The organism is Flavobacterium faecale (assembly GCF_003076455.1).
In the GTDB taxonomy this organism is placed as follows: domain Bacteria; phylum Bacteroidota; class Bacteroidia; order Flavobacteriales; family Flavobacteriaceae; genus Flavobacterium; species Flavobacterium faecale.
Genome location: NZ_CP020918.1, coordinates 4,159,524 through 4,172,285 on the forward strand (window position 1 = coordinate 4,159,524; position 12,762 = coordinate 4,172,285).

Here is a 12,762-nt window from a genome sequence, read left to right on the forward strand (position 1 = left end):
CCACCTTGAAAAGCTAATTGACAAGTAGTATAAGGAGAAGCATTTTGTTAAAGATTATGCTTCACTTTTACATGTTAGACCTAACTACCTCAATGCTATTTGCAACGAGCTAACTAGCAGTTCTGCTGGTTGTTTTGACCCCACCAATTCTTCATATGTTTTCTGAATAAAATGGGTTCTAGCATTTCATTCATTAAACAATTCTTAAAATTTATTATTAAAAAAATGATATATCTCATGTTTTTATCTAAAAAGTAAAAAGTACCATCAATACGTCTTTTATCACCATTATAAAAGTCTCTTTTAGTTTCAAATTTGCATAATCATTTAAATAAGGATCATTATGAAATTCAAGACTAAAAAGCTTTTTTTTAAACCTAAAGTAAAGTTAATTACTCTCGCTCTGCTATTTTTTTTGCAGCCCATTATAACCTTTGCTCAAACAGATGAGGGTGTTAGTTTTTTCCCAAACAAGTCTATCGGTTTTATCGGAATATTAACAGGACTTGTTATTATAGCAGTTGTGTTGGTTCTTTTTTTAGTAGTAAAACTTTCTTCGAATACAAACTATTTTTTGGATCAGAAATCACAAATTCAAAAAGAGAAATTCAAAAAATACATCACTAATTTGAATGAATCTGATATTGAGGTATTGAAGAAAAAACGCAACCAAAATAGTAACCGAACTTCATTTTTGGTGCTTGGTTTTCTATCATTAGTACCACAAATAATGTCTGCTGAAACTGCTCCTGCAAAAAGGGAAGATCTTTTTTCGCAACCAGGAGTATTAATTACGTTGGTATTGATTTTTATTCCGTTGTTTTTGGCATTGGTTTATCTAGCTGCAAAGGTGTCTACTGGCTTTAAAAATTATGTCAATAATCAAAAAATAAACGAAGCGAAAGAGTTTGCTGCCTATATTTCTGAAACAGAAAATATTCCAAGTGATGCCGATTTAGATGAAATCAAAAATAAACTAGAATACACCATTAAACCAAATGAATTATCCGGTAATGAGACTGCAAGCGATTCAAAAGGGTTATTGAAAAATATTAGTACCGAAACTAATTATCGCTTTTTTGCCTCAAAAAGACCGCCAATTAAACGTCCTAAAATTGATCCCGAATTAACTCGATTAATTTTATGGTATTTGGGTACTGCCGTTTTTTGGCTTTTCGTTGGTAGTAGTGTTGGAGAATATGTTGGTATAAAATTTATTGTTCCAGATGCTGACAATTATAGTTGGTTGAGTATTGGTAGACTTCGTGCCGTGCATACGAACCTCGTTTTTTGGGCATGGTCAACGATAGGTATTATGGGATTGGGTTATTACATCGTTCCTATGGTTAGTAATGCTCCATTAAATAGTATTAAAAACGGATGGAAAGCACTTATTGCTGTCAATTCAGCTATGTTTGTAGGTGCTATTTCGATTATGGCCGGAATCAATAATGGTGGAGGTGAATACCGTGAAATCATTTGGCCAATTATGGCAGTGTGGGCCTACGGATTGTTGCTTACTGTGATAAACTTTATTAAAACTATAGCAAAACGTACAACGCACGAAATTTATATTTCGAACTGGTTTATAGTAGCTTCTTATATTTTCATCCTGATTGTAGCTACAATAGCATACATCCCGATGGGGCAAGACGGAATTGGTGAAACAATCGTACAGGGATACTATATGCATCAAGCGGTGGGAATGTGGTTTATGTTTTCTATGCTTGGTGTACTCTATTATCTATTGCCTCAGCAAGTCAACAAACCTATATATTCGTATAGTTTAGGTGTATTGGCTTTTTGGTCACAAATTTTATTTTACACCGTTATTGGAACACATCACTTTGTCTTTAGTGCCTTGCCATGGTGGTTGCAAACAGTAGCAATTGTTGGTAGTGTTGGGATGCTAATTCCGGTTACTTCTGGAACCATTAATTATTTGATGACTATGAAGGGATCTTGGAGCAAGATTAGTAATAGTTACTCATTGCCATTCTTTTTTGTTGGAATTATCTATTATTTCACTGGTTCTTATCAAGGAACAGCCGAAGCCTTTCGATCTACCAATTTAATTTGGCACTTTACTGACTTTACCATTGCGCACTCGCACATTACGATGTACGGAATTATAACTTTTTTACTTTTTGGTAGTATCTATGCTATTGTACCACGTCTTACAGGAAAAGAACCACCACAATTGGGAGTTGGTGCTCATTTTTGGTTGGCATTAATAGGATTACAATTTTATACTATTCCGTTGATGATTGGTGGTACTTTAAAAGGATTAATGTGGGCCGAAGGAAAACCATTTATTGATAGCGTTGTACTTATGGGACCTTACTGGTTATGGAGAGCTATTGGCGGAACATTGATGTGGTTGTCTCATATCGTTTTGGCTTATAATATGTACAAAATGATGCGCCCTTCTACTGATATAGATGTAAAAGAAAAAGCATTCGAAATAATCAATCAAGATTTAGAAGCTAATTCAGTTGAACCTAAAATTTAAATACGATGAGTATATTTCACGATCATAAAAAACTTTTTACGTTAGCTACTGCCCTATTTGGCACATTAACGCTATTTGTAGCCGTATTTCCATCATTATACAATCAAGAAAATAGCGCGCCTTTATATGGAAGTGTGCCACTTACAGAGCAGGAAGAAGCAGGAAGGCAAATATACATAAGCAATGGCTGTGTAGGTTGCCACACGCAACAAGTACGTAATGTAGATATGGATAAGACGTGGGGAAGTCGCCCCGGGATTGCCTCCGACTATGCTTACAGCACTAGAAAAAGTATTTGGCAAAATTCAGGTACTTTGATGGGAACTGAACGTACAGGTCCTGACTTAACCAATATTGGAGACAGACAACCGAGCCAAGACTGGCATTTAGTCCATTTATTCAATCCTAGAACGGTAATGCCTCAATCAATCATGGCGCCATATCCTTGGTTATTTGAAATCAAGGATAAAGCTGAAAAAGGCGATATCAAAGTTAATGTTCCCGAAGAATTTCTACACGGTCAAAAAGGAGTTGTGGTAGCTACTCAAGACGCATTGAACTTGGTGGCTTATTTAAAAAGTTTAAGACAAGTTAAATTACCTGACGGAACACCAGACCCTATCTTTTTATACAAAATAGAAAAGGCAGAAGCTACTGCAGCAGCTACGGGTGCTCCGGTAGAATTAAATGGAAGCGACTTATATGGTGCAAATTGTATGGCGTGTCACCAACAAAACGGAGAAGGGCTTCCGGGTGCTTTCCCTCCTTTGAAAGGAAGCAAAATTGTATTGGATGACAATCCTGAAATCATGGTTGGTATTATCATGAACGGTTACAATGCTAGAGAAGATTATGGCGAAATGCCAGCCGTGGGAACCAATGCTAATCTATCTGCAGAAGAAATTGCGGCCATTATGAATCACGAAAAAACAAGCTGGGGAAATAATGCTAAAAAAGTAACTCCGGATCAAGTTAAAAAATTGATGGAACTTGCCAAATTAAGCGCACCAAAACCTTAAATAAAACAAAGATGAAAAAGTCAATATACACAACACTACTACTGGTATTTTCGGGTATCACCTACGCTTGTCCGATGTGTGATAAACAGCAACCAAAGATTTTGAAAGGAATTGCTCATGGAGCTGGTCCAGAAAGTAATCTAGATTATGTAATTGTTTGGGGCATGGTTGCCTTTGTAGCTCTAACACTGTTTTATGCGGTGAAATACTTGGTAAAACCAAAAGAAAACAACGATAATCATATTAAAAGAACCATTATAAATTTTGAATAATATGGACCATAAAAGTAAAGTGATTATATTTGTTGATGATGATATTCAGCCAATAGGAGAGTTTGAAGCACCTGTAAATTTTGAATTAGATACTCGCAAATTAACCGATGGATTACACCAACTAAAAATAGTTAGTAAAGACCCTACTGGAAAAGAAGGAATTAGAGTGATCCCTTTTAAAGTTAGGAATGGTCCCGCAATTGCTGTTGAGGGATTAAAAGACAATGACGAAGTTGATGGTGTTTTACCGTTGATGATTAATGCGTACGGAAAAGGGAATCAAAAATCATTTTTGATCGATGGTAGCGAAACGCCTAAAAGTGTTCCTTCTTGGTTAATTTCTGGTATCATAGCTTTTATTGCTTGGGCGATCTATTATTTAATAACATCATTAGGATAAATAAATATGTGCGAAATAAAAAATGTCAGTTGTAGTGAAGTTGCTCAAAATGAGCTGAAATTTGCTGTTTATACTACTGCAGATTTTTTAAAATTTATGCATCAATTAAACACTCCACATCGTCATAATTATTATATGATTTTGCTTAACAAAAAAAATCATGGATCTCAATTAATAGATTTCAAAGAATTTGACATTGCCCCTTTTTCAGTAACTTGTCTGCATCTTGGGCAAGTACATCAATGGCTTAATTATGAAAGCATCGAAGGCTATGTTTTGGTATTCGAAAGTGACTTTTTTGCTTTAAGATATCAGAATTATCAGCTTAGTGAATTTTCATTTCTAAGCTATCGACATACTCAGCCATACCTAACCATATCTGAAGAAAAATTTAATCATATTGAGTCTATAGCCGTTTGGATGTTACGGGAGTTCAATAGTATTGAAGTTAATTTCGAAAAATCCTTGCGTTCGTTACTTAATATTATGTTGATTGATCTTAATAGATTATTTGAACCTGCAAACAAAAACGCAGAATTTAGTCAATCACTCCAACTGATTCACCACTTTGAAGAGCTAATTGACAAGTATTACAAAGAGAAGCATTTTGTTAAAGATTATGCTTCTCTTTTACATGTTAGACCTAATTACCTAAATGCTATTTGCAACGAGGTAACTAGCAGTTCTGCTGGTGATTTAATTCGCAACCGAATTCTAATTGAAGCGAAACGCTTGCTCATTCACGAAAAAAAGACAGCCTCTGAAATTGCATACGAATTAGGTTTTGTAGACAATTCTTATTTTGGACGCTTTTTTAAAAAATATGAAAATTATACCCCAGACGGTTTCAAGAAAAAGTATTTAAAAAATTAGCCTTTTGATCTAAACGAGAACCACAATTAAAGAGCTACACTGTAACAAATGTCACAGTACAATCTATCTTAACGATCTATCTTTACAATATATTAGCTATATCGATTTATAAGTAAAACAAACTATTGTTTTTACTCAAAAGAATCTGATTTTAGCAATATATACTCCTTTCATGTTGCTTATATTAAAGAGCAAAACAACCTTGAAAATCGCATAACTTTCAACAGGAATGAACAAATTAATTCAAAATAGTCTTCTCTTTTTAATCCTAATTAGCATTGTATGTTTTAATTTGAAAACGACCATTTTACAATTTGAATATTCATTTTTCAACGAAAGTTTTACAGAGCAATTTTGTGAAAATAAGGCAAAACCAGAACTGAAATGCAACGGTAAATGTCATTTAAAAAAAATTAGTAAAGAACAAGACAATCAGGACTCATCAAAAAAATCATTTGCAGACAATGAAGTTTTGTTTTTATGTCCTTTGACTGCCTATGCAAGTACTGATTTGATTCATTCACAAAAGAAAAAGATCTATTCTAAAAAAGATTTATTTCAGGTTCACATAAACTATCCGCCAGAACATCCTCCTCAAAATTTGGTCTAACAACGCAACAGCTTAATAGCTAGAATGTTTAATCAAATTTATTAAAATGAAAAAAATTATCTGTGCCTTAACGATATTAGGCGCGCTAAACGGTTATGCTCAAAAAGCACCACAAAAAATAGACTCTATCAAGGTCACGCTGCTTAACGAGGTCCTAGTTAGTGGTTCGTCTATAAAAAATCCCGCTCAAGTTATTGTAAAACAAGACTTCTCTGAAAAAGTCGTACAGCCTAAAAATTCAGGTGAATTGTTTGAAGATATCAATGGTTTTCATCTCATAAAAAGAGGCAATTATGCGGTAGACCCTGCTTTTAGAGCGTCACAATACGAGCAACTCAATGTTCAGATCGATGGCGGAACTAAAGCATTTCATGCTTGTCCCAACCGTATGGATCCTGTGACTACCTTGGTTAATCCTGAGGAAATTACTAAAATCGAAATCATAAAAGGCCCATTTTCTGTTCGCTACGGAAACACTTTTGCAGGACTTATTAATTTAGTTTCAAAATCTCCAGCTAACAACACTAAGCTGCTTAGTGGGAGTCTTTCTTCAGGATATGAAAGTAATGGGAACTCTATGGTAAACATGTTTACTTTAGACAGTAAAATTAAAAAGTTTGACTTTTCTGGAAACTTCAGTTATCGCGATTATGGGAACTATGAAGACGGAAATCAAAACGAAATTCCGTCCTCGTTTAGAAGTATTAGTTATGGCTTAAAAACGGGTTATCAAATCACAGACAACCAGCGTCTACAAGCAACATTACGTCAAAATTTTGGTCGTGATGTGCTACATGCTGGCTTACCAATGGATACAGATGAGGACAATAGTACGATGGTTAATCTAGATTATAAACTAGAAACAAACAGCAATTATTTCAAAGGATTAACTTCTAAGGTTTACTACTCGTGTGTAGATCATATTATGACCAATTCAAGAAGAGCTAGTTTTGCGAATTCAGAAGCAGTCTCAAAGGTAAATGCTCTAACCTATGGCGGGAAAATTGAAACAGAATGGAATTTTGGTTCCAAAGTGCAATTATTTACTGGTATCGATATGGTCAATTTGTCTCGAGAAGGCGGTAGAGATCGTTTGGTTAAAGTTGATATGATGGGAAATACGCTTGCTACTCCTATTGCTTTCTTTGATAAAGTTTGGCAAGATAGTTACTCGAATGACTTTGGTTATTTTGCAGAAACAAAAATTAAAGCTTCTGATAAATCTTGGTTGACTATTGGTTCTCGCTTGGATTTTATTACTTCAGATGCTAATGATTTAGACCCAACTTTTTCTGCTTTGTATCCATCTTTAGAAAAAAGAAATGAGACCATTTATAGCGGAACAGTTTCGTACCAATACCTTTTTAATCCCAATTATAAAGTAGAAGCTTCTTTTGGTCGAGGAACTAGAGCAGCCAATATAGAAGAACGCTTTATTGCCTTTTTCAACATTGGAAGAGATGCTTATGAATACGTAGGGAATCCAAATTTAAAACCTGAAGTCAACAATCAATTTGAACTGAGTTTTGACGGAAAAACAAACTTAAAAGGTTTCTTTAATTCGGTTCAATATGGAACATCAGTATTTTATTCTATTTATGAAAACTATATTCTAGGCGTTGTTGATGCCTCTTTAACTCGAAAATACAACTCGACTACGCCACCTGTAAATCCTAAGGTTTTTAGGAATATAGACAAGGCCTTGAAGACAGGTTTTGAAGCCTACGGAAACATTGCATTCCATGAGCATTTTAATTTTGGAACAGAGGTTTCATACACCTATACCGAAAATAAAGATTTTAATGAAAGCTTGCCACTAACTCCACCATTAGTAACGCGAATAAAATTGGGTTATGAATACAAGAAGTTCTGGGCCAAAGCGTTGTACACCTTGACAGCCAAACAAAACAAAATTTCGACTAGTTATGATGAAATTACTACCGCAGGTTATGAAGTGATGGATTTAAACATTGGTTACAAGCCTATAAAATCAGTCTCTATTGGAATGGGACTTTTAAATGTGTTTGATCAGTATTACAACAATCATTTAACCTTTGCTTTCAACAATGTAGCCGGTTTTGGAAGAGTTCCTATTACGGAGCCTGGTCGAAACTTTACACTCTTTGTAAACTATAAATTTTAAAACACAATAAAGCCTCAAGTTATTCTTGAGGCTTTATGATTTTAGGAAAAAATAGGTTTACTTTTTTCTGGTACTCTTTATAATCAGAAAATTTTTGAAGTAATTGTTGCTCTTCATATTTTGTTTTGAAATAAAATAAAAGCAATAGTACGAAAGCAATGACTAATTTTAAAAATGAAACTTTATAAAAGGCATATCCAAACGTAAACAAGATAAGTCCTGTGTAAATAGGATGTCGACTAAGTTTGTACATTCCAAAAGTGATTAACTCAGAATCAGTTTTAGGCGTTGGAAAAACGGTTAAATTTTTGTTGAGCTGCAAGACCGAAAGTGCTGAGATAATAAAACCTATAATGGCAAATAGCAATCCAATGTATTTTACTGATTGTGGAAGGTCAAAAGAGGGTAAAAAATCGAAAGCATACAATCCAAATAATAGGAATTGTATGCTTACAAATAAATAATCTTTCCAAGTTTTTATCATTTTTTCTTGCCTATAAATCGAACAACTGATCCTTTACCTTGATGATAAGGCCCTTCACTTAATTCGATAATTTCTGTTTTTAAGAAATCGAACTCAATGTTTTTAAATTCATCCTTGATCTCCTCTTCAGAAAATAACATCTCAAGATCTTTTGGTCCGCCAGAAGGATATTGCAATTGTTCTTTGCTAAATGCCTCAAAAATTAGTACTCCATTCGGTTTTAACAATTCTTCAATTTGCTTGTGAATCGTTGCACGAATAGATTTTGGAAAATGAGCATAAATAAAAACCGCTCCATCAAAAGAAGCGGGTTCAAAATCTAATTCTTCTAGTATCCTAACGCGATAATCAATCTTTACACCTTGATCATTAGCTAGCTTGTCTGCCTTTTTTTTACCTTCAATACTCGTATCAAAAGCAAAAACTTCAAATCCGTTTTTTGCTGCAAAAACGGCATTGCGACCTTCTCCTTCGGCAGGAAATACTATTTTTCCGTTTTCAGGCAATTTAGAAATCGATTCTGCAAAAAATTGATTGGGCTTAATTCCGTAAGCATACTCGTTTTCAGCATATCGTTCGTTCCAAAAATCACTCATTGTTTTCTTTCTTTTTTGGTGAAGTTACAAACATATTAAATAACAAACCACCCATTAAACCACCATATAAAGTACTATTTATCGGCTTTGAGGTAATGGCACAAGTACCTGAAGCGCAGCCTACAAAATGATAATAAGCATACCCCGCAATCAGACCTACCACTACTCCAACTCCTGTAAAAATATATTGTTTTTTCGTCATTTTAATTGCATTTTGATTCGCCTCCACAGCAGGACTTTTTTTCAATAGTAGTTTCCCCTTTTATAGGATAACCTTTTTGAGCCCATTTTGAAAGGCCCTTCTTCATTTGTAACAAATTAGTAAAGCCATAATCACTTAACAATGTTACTACTTGCAAACTACGCTCACCTAATAAAGACGCCACAATTACTTTCTCCTCTTTTGGGATTTCGTTCATTCTTAAAGCCAATTGACTCATTGGAATGTGTAAAACACGCGGAATATCAAACGAAAACTGATCAAATTCCTTTTCTTCACGAACATCGAGCAATAGATAATTTCGTTTAATTAATTCTAATGTGCTTGTTGGGCAAACCTCTTTTATTCTTAACTCTTCCATAACTTACTTTTTATCAAATACAATACTCCAAATTCCTCTTACTTCATTCTCACTATAACCCGTTGCCAAATCATTTGGATACAATCCTTTTATTTTCATTTGTACTTCTGGTTTAATATTATCAGACGTACCATGACATTGCAAACACATAGCATTAGTTGGTATAGGGTAGTAAAAATGTACTTTATCGCCTTTCTCTACGACGACTGGTTTAAGTTCTTTATTTGCTGCCAAATCTTTCTTGAATTTCTCGATATAAATCAATTCTTCGGCATTTGCTTTATTGTTTGGATTTCTATTTTTATCAGAAACACGTTTGATTTTTGCGTTGTAATTCACGGACATACTATCTGTTAATGGAATGGCCTGAATATTACAAAAAGCCATTGCTTCTATAGTTCCTTTCTTTTGGATGGTTCCCATTAGATTTTTACCTAAAACCTTTTGGGTTCCCAATGCGTATTCTAAACCTATATCTGCATAAGTTTTTTCTTTTGCAGCAGCAACAAACTCTTTACCTGATTGTTCCCAATCTGTATTTCCGTGACCTTGCCAATGCTCCTTGAACCATGCCGGCGCTTCCACTTTATAATCATACATAAATGCGGCAATTTTTACGGTAGCACTATCAGGGAAAACTTGTTTTGGCATCACGCCAAATTTTCTCACTGCTCCATATAGTAAAGCATTATCATCTGTAGGATTTGCTACAAATTCAGAAATTGCTTTTATAAATTCGGCTTTGTTATATCCTTCCTTATCAATATAACGTGCTTTAATAGCAACAAATGGCGGTGCGATTCTCCCTTCATCCTCAGCTGCAGTAGGACTATGGCAGGTGTAACAGTGCTTCTCCATTAAATCTTTGGCCTCTTGGGGTTGATAAACAAAACTAGTAGCGTTGTCAATATCTTGATACGAATGCTTCTTCATATTACAAGAGAAAAGTAGAACTACCGAAAAAAGTATAACGATTTTTTTCATGATGCGTTTTTAAGTTTTTGTAAAACTATTTATTAATAGCCAAAAGAAGTGTAACATTTATCACAAGAGTCTCTTTTTACTAATAGAGTATATTAATACAACTATAATTAGAAACTATTAATTACAATTTTACGATAAATTTAATTACTACAACATGACTCTTGTCACATAACATTAATTAAATCTACACTAAATTTGAAATGTAAAATAATCAACTAAATACATACAAAAATGGAAGATCAAATAATTTCAATGCCGAGAATTGGTGATATGGCTCCAGATTTTGAAGCGGTAACCACTACAGGAAAAATAAAATTTTCAGAATATAATAAAGGAAGTTGGGTGGTGTTTTTTTCACATCCTGCTGATTTTACTCCAGTTTGCACCACCGAAATGAGTGGGTTTGCTCTAGAAAAAGAGTTCTTTGCAAAACACAATACCAAATTAATGGGATTAAGTATCGATAGTATTCACTCGCACATTGCTTGGGTAAATGCCGTGAACGAAAAAACAGGTGTTTTATTCGAATTTCCGATTGTTGCAGATAAGTAATGGTTAAAATTTAATGTCGTATTTTATTCCAAAATTAGTCAGGACAAAATTTAATTTTTCTTTGAGGTTTTCGAATGATTTATAAGCATCAAAATCTAACCATTGATATTTTATTCTCCGCCATAGAATTTCAATCAGGTTTAACTCTGGAGAATAAGGTGGCAAAAAGTAAATTAAAACATCTTTTTCTTTCCATTGTTCTATTTTAGCCATAAACTTCTTTGATTTGTGTATGGGAGAATTGTCAAGAATTACAATGGTTTTTTTAATGGTTTGTTCCACAAATCGATTCATAAAACTGATGATTCTATCTGAATTAAAGGTTGTTTCAAGTGTTTCGAAATAGAGTTTATTTTTACGGGTCATTAATCCAACTACATTCTGATATTTACCTTTAGCAGCGGGTAACAAAATTGGATTATCCTTTGTTTGCCAAGCATAAGGCACATTAGGAGAGAGTCCAAAATGACTTTGGTCTCCAAAATATAAATCAATATAACCGCTATCTTCCAAACTCTTTAATGTTTCTATCTGCTCTTGTTTAAATCTAAATTGTTCTTCGTTGCGTTTGCCTTTCAAAGAGAGTCTAGCTCTTTTCCACTTATAGCCCAGTAACTTTTAAAAAATTCTGCAAAGTCTTTTTGCAGATGACAATATTGTGTTGCTCCTCAAAGTAAATTAATACATTTTTTAAATTTCTATTGTGAAGTTCTAATTGCTTGGAAACTTCTTCCGTATAGTCTTTTAAAAGAGTTTTTGCTCCTCTTCCTTCTGATATAGCAAGAGAATCAACCCCAATACTAGCCCAACTATCAAACCAACGTTCAATCGTTCTGCGACTGACTTTAAAAATAGAAGCCAAGTCTTTAATCTTGTGTCTTTGATGTGATAAAACAAGGCATTGACTACGTTTCCTAACAGTATTATTAGGGCTATTTTGGTAAAGGTGCTCTAGTACCAAAACCTCTTCTTCTTTTAGTGTTACATATCTCATAATGAGATAAATATAGTAAATTTTTCATATATTAACAACAAAATACGACATTATTTTATTCTTATTACTTATTAGTATGGAAGTTTCAAAAAAATACGGAATGCTGCAACCAGGTGAAAGTGAAACAGCAGCAGTAAGAGCTGTTTTTATCATGGATCCAAAAGGTAAAGTGCGCTTAATGATGTATTATCCCTTAAATGTGGGTCGAAATATGGCCGAAATCAAGCGTTCTCTACTCGCATTACAAACATCAGATGAGTATAAAGTTGCAATGCCTCTCGACTGGCAACCTGGCGACAAAGTAATTGTACCCGCTCCAAAAACAGTAGAGGAACTAGCAGAAAGAAAAAACAGTGATTTAGAAATGGTAGATTGGTATCTGGCCAAAAAATCTATTTAATAGTAGTAAATAAACAATTTGATTAAACCGTCTCAATAGTATTTTGAGACGGTTTTTTTGTTCGTCCTACTTACTACTATTCTACATCGCAATTGAAAAACATCGCCATTAGTTTTTTCTCAAGAAAAGAAGCAGAAAATTTTTAATCGAAATATAAAATATCTCTCTTGCTTGTTAAGGGTAAAACACCTACTTAAAGAACAAGCAATTTAACAGCGATAAAATTTATTCTTTTTATTATCACAAATCTTTATACTAACTGATCAAGATCATTTTCAATTTCAAAGTATTTGCTCAACTTTGAAAGATGATCAACACTTACAACATCAGTTATACAATTAG

14 protein-coding genes and 2 pseudogenes are annotated in these 12,762 nt (G+C 33.9%); 9 read left to right on the plus strand and 7 right to left on the minus strand.

What is annotated here, in order from left to right; translation table 11 throughout:
* Positions 1–343 precede the first annotated feature (343 nt).
* The 7 genes from FFWV33_RS17435 to FFWV33_RS17465 all read left to right on the plus strand — a co-directional run bounded on the left by FFWV33_RS17435 (position 344) and on the right by FFWV33_RS17465 (position 7,829).
* Positions 344–2,512, plus strand: a complete 2,169-nt coding sequence (locus tag FFWV33_RS17435; RefSeq protein WP_108742085.1) for a cbb3-type cytochrome c oxidase subunit I — start codon at positions 344–346, stop codon at positions 2,510–2,512.
* Positions 2,513–2,517: 5 nt separating this feature from the next.
* On the plus strand, positions 2,518–3,531 hold the full coding sequence (locus FFWV33_RS17440) for a cytochrome c (protein ID WP_108742086.1): 1,014 nt from the start codon (positions 2,518–2,520) through the stop codon (positions 3,529–3,531).
* An 11-nt stretch (positions 3,532–3,542) separates the two neighbouring features.
* The gene (locus FFWV33_RS17445) at positions 3,543–3,803 is read left to right on the plus strand and encodes a hypothetical protein (RefSeq protein WP_108742087.1); all 261 of its coding nucleotides are present in this window, start codon (positions 3,543–3,545) and stop codon (positions 3,801–3,803) included.
* 1 nt (position 3,804) lies between these two features.
* Positions 3,805–4,203: a cytochrome C gene (locus FFWV33_RS17450; protein WP_108742088.1), complete on the plus strand. Its 399-nt coding sequence runs from the start codon at positions 3,805–3,807 to the stop codon at positions 4,201–4,203.
* A 6-nt stretch (positions 4,204–4,209) separates the two neighbouring features.
* Positions 4,210–5,076, plus strand: coding sequence for a helix-turn-helix domain-containing protein (locus FFWV33_RS17455; protein WP_108742089.1), 867 nt, complete (start codon positions 4,210–4,212; stop codon positions 5,074–5,076).
* A gap of 229 nt (positions 5,077–5,305) precedes the next feature.
* Entirely contained in the window at positions 5,306–5,686 is a 381-nt protein-coding gene (locus FFWV33_RS17460) for a hypothetical protein (protein ID WP_108742090.1), read from the plus strand.
* Between the two features lie 46 nt (positions 5,687–5,732).
* Complete coding sequence (locus tag FFWV33_RS17465) at positions 5,733–7,829, plus strand: TonB-dependent receptor domain-containing protein (RefSeq protein ID WP_108742091.1); 2,097 nt, start codon at positions 5,733–5,735, stop codon at positions 7,827–7,829.
* A 19-nt stretch (positions 7,830–7,848) separates the two neighbouring features.
* Here FFWV33_RS17465 and FFWV33_RS17470 read toward each other — a convergent pair whose 3' ends face one another.
* From FFWV33_RS17470 to FFWV33_RS17490, 5 genes are read right to left on the minus strand one after another with little or no spacing between them, the layout of a single operon-like run.
* Positions 7,849–8,313 carry a methyltransferase family protein gene (locus FFWV33_RS17470; RefSeq protein ID WP_108742092.1) on the minus strand — a complete coding sequence of 155 codons (465 nt, stop codon included), beginning with the start codon at positions 8,311–8,313 and terminating at the stop codon, positions 7,849–7,851.
* The gene (locus FFWV33_RS17475) at positions 8,310–8,909 is read right to left on the minus strand and encodes a class I SAM-dependent methyltransferase (RefSeq protein ID WP_108742093.1); all 600 of its coding nucleotides are present in this window, start codon (positions 8,907–8,909) and stop codon (positions 8,310–8,312) included. Before FFWV33_RS17475 ends, FFWV33_RS17470 begins: the two co-directional genes overlap by 4 nt.
* Positions 8,902–9,111 (minus strand): DUF6132 family protein, encoded by a 210-nt coding sequence (locus tag FFWV33_RS17480; protein WP_108742094.1) that lies wholly within the window; start codon positions 9,109–9,111, stop codon positions 8,902–8,904. Before FFWV33_RS17480 ends, FFWV33_RS17475 begins: the two co-directional genes overlap by 8 nt.
* Before the next feature lies 1 nt (position 9,112).
* Positions 9,113–9,490 carry a rhodanese-like domain-containing protein gene (locus FFWV33_RS17485; RefSeq protein ID WP_108742095.1) on the minus strand — a complete coding sequence of 126 codons (378 nt, stop codon included), beginning with the start codon at positions 9,488–9,490 and terminating at the stop codon, positions 9,113–9,115.
* A gap of 3 nt (positions 9,491–9,493) precedes the next feature.
* On the minus strand, positions 9,494–10,474 hold the full coding sequence (locus tag FFWV33_RS17490; protein WP_108742096.1) for a Tll0287-like domain-containing protein: 981 nt from the start codon (positions 10,472–10,474) through the stop codon (positions 9,494–9,496).
* Positions 10,475–10,705: 231 nt separating this feature from the next.
* Between FFWV33_RS17490 and FFWV33_RS17495 the strand changes: the two are divergent.
* A pseudogene (locus FFWV33_RS17495) lies at positions 10,706–11,020 on the plus strand (redoxin domain-containing protein); the annotation flags it as partial.
* A 9-nt stretch (positions 11,021–11,029) separates the two neighbouring features.
* Here FFWV33_RS17495 and FFWV33_RS17500 read toward each other — a convergent pair.
* Positions 11,030–11,605 (minus strand): IS630 family transposase, encoded by a 576-nt coding sequence (locus FFWV33_RS17500; protein ID WP_159085952.1) that lies wholly within the window; start codon positions 11,603–11,605, stop codon positions 11,030–11,032.
* Positions 11,606–11,627: 22 nt separating this feature from the next.
* Positions 11,628–12,020 (minus strand): helix-turn-helix domain-containing protein, encoded by a 393-nt coding sequence (locus FFWV33_RS17505; RefSeq protein ID WP_108739144.1) that lies wholly within the window; start codon positions 12,018–12,020, stop codon positions 11,628–11,630.
* A 70-nt stretch (positions 12,021–12,090) separates the two neighbouring features.
* On the opposite strand from FFWV33_RS17505, the pseudogene FFWV33_RS17510 reads away from it, so the two are divergent.
* A pseudogene (locus tag FFWV33_RS17510) lies at positions 12,091–12,420 on the plus strand (thioredoxin domain-containing protein); the annotation flags it as partial.
* Positions 12,421–12,762: the final 342 nt, after the last annotated feature.

Coding starts and splice junctions, on each gene's coding strand:
- FFWV33_RS17435 (WP_108742085.1), top strand. CDS start 344: ATGAAATTCAAGACTAAAAAGCTTTTTTTTAAACCTAAAGTAAAGTTA.
- FFWV33_RS17440 (WP_108742086.1), top strand. CDS start 2,518: ATGAGTATATTTCACGATCATAAAAAACTTTTTACGTTAGCTACTGCC.
- FFWV33_RS17445 (WP_108742087.1), top strand. CDS start 3,543: ATGAAAAAGTCAATATACACAACACTACTACTGGTATTTTCGGGTATC.
- FFWV33_RS17450 (WP_108742088.1), top strand. CDS start 3,805: ATGGACCATAAAAGTAAAGTGATTATATTTGTTGATGATGATATTCAG.
- FFWV33_RS17455 (WP_108742089.1), top strand. CDS start 4,210: ATGTGCGAAATAAAAAATGTCAGTTGTAGTGAAGTTGCTCAAAATGAG.
- FFWV33_RS17460 (WP_108742090.1), top strand. CDS start 5,306: ATGAACAAATTAATTCAAAATAGTCTTCTCTTTTTAATCCTAATTAGC.
- FFWV33_RS17465 (WP_108742091.1), top strand. CDS start 5,733: ATGAAAAAAATTATCTGTGCCTTAACGATATTAGGCGCGCTAAACGGT.
- FFWV33_RS17470 (WP_108742092.1), bottom strand. CDS start 8,313: ATGATAAAAACTTGGAAAGATTATTTATTTGTAAGCATACAATTCCTA.
- FFWV33_RS17475 (WP_108742093.1), bottom strand. CDS start 8,909: ATGAGTGATTTTTGGAACGAACGATATGCTGAAAACGAGTATGCTTAC.
- FFWV33_RS17480 (WP_108742094.1), bottom strand. CDS start 9,111: ATGACGAAAAAACAATATATTTTTACAGGAGTTGGAGTAGTGGTAGGT.
- FFWV33_RS17485 (WP_108742095.1), bottom strand. CDS start 9,490: ATGGAAGAGTTAAGAATAAAAGAGGTTTGCCCAACAAGCACATTAGAA.
- FFWV33_RS17490 (WP_108742096.1), bottom strand. CDS start 10,474: ATGAAAAAAATCGTTATACTTTTTTCGGTAGTTCTACTTTTCTCTTGT.
- FFWV33_RS17505 (WP_108739144.1), bottom strand. CDS start 12,020: ATGAGATATGTAACACTAAAAGAAGAAGAGGTTTTGGTACTAGAGCAC.